At 59.1% G+C, this 5,076-nt stretch carries 4 protein-coding genes and 1 pseudogene; 2 read left to right on the top strand and 3 right to left on the bottom strand.

Translation table 11 applies throughout. The features are described from left to right. Positions 1-260 (top strand): annotated as a pseudogene (locus tag SB4_RS18780) (IS5/IS1182 family transposase); the annotation flags it as partial. On the opposite strand, the gene SB4_RS20565 reads toward SB4_RS18780, so the two are convergent. The 3 genes from SB4_RS20565 to SB4_RS20560 all read right to left on the bottom strand — a co-directional run bounded on the left by SB4_RS20565 (position 191) and on the right by SB4_RS20560 (position 3,360). Then, a complete protein-coding gene (locus tag SB4_RS20565) occupies positions 191-574 on the bottom strand; it encodes a DUF6538 domain-containing protein (RefSeq protein ID WP_420893874.1) in 384 nt (127 codons plus the stop codon). The pseudogene SB4_RS18780 and the gene SB4_RS20565 overlap by 70 nt on opposite strands. Before the next feature lie 360 nt (positions 575-934). Further along, positions 935-3,019: an AAA family ATPase gene (locus SB4_RS03490; protein ID WP_058751437.1), complete on the bottom strand. Its 2,085-nt coding sequence runs from the start codon at positions 3,017-3,019 to the stop codon at positions 935-937. Between the two features lie 161 nt (positions 3,020-3,180). Further along, entirely contained in the window at positions 3,181-3,360 is a 180-nt protein-coding gene (locus tag SB4_RS20560; protein WP_082669933.1) for a helix-turn-helix transcriptional regulator, read from the bottom strand. Between the two features lie 714 nt (positions 3,361-4,074). On the opposite strand from SB4_RS20560, the gene SB4_RS20180 reads away from it, so the two are divergent. Then, positions 4,075-5,055: a DUF2971 domain-containing protein gene (locus SB4_RS20180; RefSeq protein ID WP_206597980.1), complete on the top strand. Its 981-nt coding sequence runs from the start codon at positions 4,075-4,077 to the stop codon at positions 5,053-5,055. Positions 5,056-5,076: the final 21 nt, after the last annotated feature.

Below are 5,076 nucleotides of genomic sequence, written 5' to 3'. Positions count from 1 at the left end.
TGTGGGCCGCCAAGGGCGCCGTGGCCGACCGGCTGCGCCGTTCGCTACGTGATGCCGGAGCCGTTCCCGTCATTCCCGGACGGCGAAACCGCAAACGCACGATCCGATATGATAAAGACAGATACCGCGGCCGCCACTTGATCGAGAACGCCTTCTGCCGTCTCAAGGACTTCCGCCGTGTCGCTACCCGCTACGATAAACTCGCCGTCAACTTCCTCTCAGGCGTCGCCATCGCAACCGCGCTCGCATTCTGGCTCTGATTGAGTCTCAGCCCTAGAAGAGGCACCGTAGGGCGTCGGGGCGTGTTGTAGGGTTCCATTGCCTCTGCAAGCGCTACCGGGGGCTGGAAAGGCTTCGCGTGGCTTTCTTCCGATGCTTTCGAGGCGTCGCCATCCATCGCTTTATCAAACGCGATCAAACACGCGGGTATGAGCCTTTTGGCTTCGTTTCGGTCTTTCGTCCCTAACGACCGCACCCATTCGCGTTTTCCACCGAACCGCTGCCTTTGGGCTAGCGGGATCGAACGCCGGAAATAATAGGTGCCGCCATCACGCTTAAGCAGGTACGCGCTCATCCTTGCCTCGCTACGATTGTAGCAGACAGTCGTTACAAGCAGTGATTTTCGTAAAATCCTAAGCATTTTCAATGGCTTAGGGGAGGATGGTGCCGCTTACAGGACTCGAACCTGTGACCCCCGCATTACGAATGCGATGCGGCGTATCATCCCCAAACCGTCAAATAACCGTTTGGTGTCCGTCAGTTATCTGACGTTGAGCAACGCTTAGCAGGCCGATGACAGGCCAGCAATGATACAAATCGTGATACAAACCAAGGGGTGTTGTTTTACTGGCGACCCCTGATTCACTGGCTTGGGGTCGTTCCGGTGGATAGGTCCAGCCGAACCACTAATGATCCGGCTGGGTCGTTCTATCGGTCAGGCTGCGCGCTTTGCCGCCAGCATGTCGAGTAGCGCCGTCACCTTATGGCTGGCCTGTGGCTGGGTGCCTTCGGGTGCCCGTGCGATGCCCGTGGCGTCAACGCGCCGCTTCGTCTGCCAAGGTAGCGCCGTTTCCTCCACGATGGCCCCAGCGTTCAACAGACGGGCCATAGCCTGTGTCATGCGCCGTTCGGTGTCGGCGTTCCTGTAGCGGCCATCCTTCGCCATGATGCGGGGCGCGTAGTTCCTCGCCTGCTTGTTGATCGACAGCGCTTGTTCCTTACCGGTCAGTTCGTCCAACAGGTCGAGGAACGCCTTGTCATCGCGCGCTTGATCGTTGGTCACCCCAAGGGAGGGTGACAGGTCCGATGGCCTGACGAACGCGCCACGATCCCACATGAGGTCCAGTTCTTCGCCTGCCTTGGCGTAGTTCGACTTATCCCGGCCAAGGCGGCGTAGGTCGGGATTGCGAGCGGCTTCCGCCATGTTGTCGGGGCGTCCGAAGAACAGCCGGTTACGGCTGGCATTGCTCCACGCCATCGTGCCGGAAAAGCGCGACCCTTCCGCCTTGGCCGTATGGCCCAGCAGGAGGACAGCGCCGTTGATCGACAGAGCAAGGCTCGACAGCAGCGACATGAAGCGGGTGACCGCGCCGGGATCGTTGGCTTCCCCGCCATACACCATGTTGATGTTGTCGAGGATGACCAGCCGTGCGCCGGTGGCGTGCGCCTTTGCCTCTATGGCCCGGAACAGATCATTCGGCTGGTAGGCCCCCGTCCGCTTGTCCACGGTTCCCAATAGCGATTGCAGGCCAAAGCGGGACTGATCGAACAAGGCGGCAAGGTCCGCTTCCCCCAGCCCCATGCGCGCGTTGATCGACTGTTGCCGCCGCGAAAGTTCGTTGTCGTCGTCCTCGCAATAGAAGGCGATGACCGGCGATTGGCTGGTCTTATGGCCCCATAGGTCTTTGCCCGAAGCTACTGCCGCCGCCATCTGCATCGCGACCAGCGATTTGCCCACGCCGCCGTCGCCGAACAGCGTTGTAACGGCACCTACAGGCAACCAGTCCTCGATAAGCCATTCACGCGGCGGCGGCGTCAGGCGGCACCTGTCGGCGGCGCATATCATTCCGGCCAAGGGATCGACAGGGGGTGTCGATTCACTGGCTGGGGTCGTTTGACCGATGAGGGAAGTAGTTCCACTGGTCGGCGCGGAACGCGGCTGCATCGATCCGCTCGCCCAACCGCTGTTGATCGTGGCGCGCGTCTCCGACCGCTCCAATCCGGCGGCGGCGGCGGCGCTTTCCAACGCCGTCCGCGCATCGTGGGCGTCGAGTTCGCCACCTGCCACGAGTTGCGCCACGACGTAGGTAGACCGGTTTAGCTGGTGGTTGCGGGTGCCGCTGATCGCGGTGCGGATGGCCTCGCATTCCGCCTGTAGCGCCGCGTTGCCATAGGCCGTGCCGCCGCCGGTCTGCGTCAAAGGCAGGGGGCCAGGTGACACACTATGGCACACTACAGGGTCGGGCTTCGCCAATGCCTCGACAACCCATGAGGGGAGCGGGGCGGGATCAATCTCGCCGGGGGAATGGCCGGGTGCCCATGCATAGGCCCCTTCCTTCTTTCCGCTGGCGAGTTCGTCAGGCGTAGGCGCGTAGTAGGAACCGGGCGCGACGACATAACCGCCATCGCCTCGCACATCGATCCCTTGGGGAAGGCTGTTGCCCGATCCTCCGACAGCGACCGTAATGGGCTGGCTGGGGTCATAGCGGAAGTAGAGGTGACGGCCCCTTGGGGTCAATGCCTCGACCGTGGGGGGAACGCCCTTGAGCGTTGCGGCGGCGGCGGCGGCGGGACTGTCGAGGTCGAGGACGACAACGCCACTGACAGCGCCGGTGGCGATGCCGATGTTGCGGCTGGGGTCATCGTCCACCCATGCGCCGACTTCTTCGATGGAGGATCGGCGAACCTGATATGCCTGCCACGACGGCACGTCGGGGCGTTTGCTGTTCGGCTTGAGCGGAAAGACAGAGTATCCGGCTTCGTAATGGTCCGCCCACATGGCGGGATTATTGTTGATCATGAGAGTTCACTTGTTCGACGGGGTGTCTCGAAGCGGTCGAGTTACCGGCCATGCGGCACGGCCCCACAAAGCGAAACGGGGACCGTCTGTTCTCCGGTCCCCGCCCATCGTCGTTTAGTGAACAGCACTATTTAATCGACAAGGGCAGGGAAGCGCAAATATTACCCGCGCTGGCGGTTCAACCAATCGGCAATGTCTTCTTCCGGCCAAGCGATACGGCGCGGCCCGAGCGGGATAGGATGAGGGAAGTTGCCGGCTTGACGGTAACGATGAAGTGTTGACCGGCCAATACCGAGGCGGCGAGTTACTTCAGCGGGTGATAAGAGAGTTGGTGTCTGCATGAGAGTATTTATCCCATGAGGTGCCATAGAGTCGCAATATTTACTTCGCGATGTTGCGCGCCTGTTTGCGCGTCAGTTCAGCCGATTTCTCGAACAAGCGCGCAAAATCTCAAAAAATGGCGGAAAACCGCCGTTTTTTCTGCGCGTCAGTTCAACGGGATTTGCGCGTCAGTTCTGCGCGTCAGTTGCGCGTCTGCCGACGCAGTTGTTCAAAAACGGCAGTTTTCCGCCGTATTTTCTGCGCGTCAGTTGCGACGCACTTGCGCGTCAGTTCACCCCATACCTCCAAGGTATGTTAGGGACATACCCTTGGTTGGTTAGGATCATGGCAAATCATTTCGAGGACACAGCCGCATGGCCGGTCCAAAAAATAAACTGCCAAGCGCGGCGTCGTGCGCGACGGAGGACAAGCGGTGTAGCGAATTGGTGGGCTGGCCTTCGCCCCCCCCTTTGGCCCCTCATATCCGGTGGATAGGCATTGCCACCTATCGTCTATTTACAAGGTCCCAAGCTTCATTATGACGTCGTGAAAATCATGCTGGTGGGCGCGCCGCCTGTTTGGAGAGGTAGCCCGCAGGCACGCTCTTAGCTGGCGTGGTCAATTCAACGATGTTGCCGTGGCGGTCGTCGCAGAACGTCCCCATCACCGCCTTTTTCGCGGGATCGGCTACCCTTCTACCTGTCTTCATGCCAGTCTTTACGCTGACAGCGGGCATGGCAGGCGTTCAGATGGCAGACTTAACACCCGAAGAGATTTGGACCACGTTCCTTCCTAATGCCGCTAAACAAGCTTTGCGGCTACGTTTGGCCAACACCCGCTTTGCGCATTACACCAGTGCCCAAAGCGGCATGAAGATTCTTGGCAGCGGGAAGATGCTGCTACGCAATTCTACCATGATGAACGACTTTTCTGAGGTTCAACATGGTATGAACTGCCTAACTCGCTGCTACGGCGGACCAGTCGGCGAACGATTGAAGGCGGTCATGAACGCAGTTCAAGACGGCTTGCCCGAGATACTTGAGAGCAACTTCGACGCGCAATTGCTCGATGTTCGAAGCGAAACCTACCTAATCTCTATATCGGAACATGGCGACCCCGAACACGGTGATGCGCTTGAAGACAGCTTCGGTAGGCTATCCATGTGGCGGGCATACGCTGCCAAAAATGGCATAGCGTTTATCTTCAACAATCCGCCCTTCTTGACCGAATCAAACGCGCTAAATGCGTTCACGAGTCCGGTAGTCTACGCCACTCCAGAGACATTTGTCCCCTATTTTGAAGAACTGGTCGCGGGCGTTGAGCGTATTGCAGGGTTCCTCGTCACACAAGGCGGCAAGTATCTTCACGACAATCTAATGAACACTTTAAGGTTCATGATCCAATCTACCAAGCACCCCTCTTTTCGCGAAGAGCGTGAATGGCGCATCATCTACACGCCCACCCTTTTGCAGCGTGAGGGCGCGCTTACGGAGGCACAAATGATGAAAGTGCCGACAGAAATAATCACACTTGGGGGCGTGCCACAGCGCGTCTACGCAATCCCGTTCAAGGATCATCCAGAAGAGGGTTTTGTCGGGGCGGAGATACCGGCTTTGTTAGATCGCGTGCTAGGGCTGAGACTCAATCAGAGCCAGAATGCGAGCGCGGTTGCGATGGCGACGCCTGAGAGGAAGTTGACGGCGAGTTTATCGTAGCGGGTAGCGACACGGCGGAAG

Source organism: Sphingomonas sanguinis (genome assembly GCF_001476905.1).
In the GTDB taxonomy this organism is placed as follows: domain Bacteria; phylum Pseudomonadota; class Alphaproteobacteria; order Sphingomonadales; family Sphingomonadaceae; genus Sphingomonas; species Sphingomonas sanguinis_B.
This window is presented reverse-complemented; position numbering and strand designations above follow the sequence as displayed.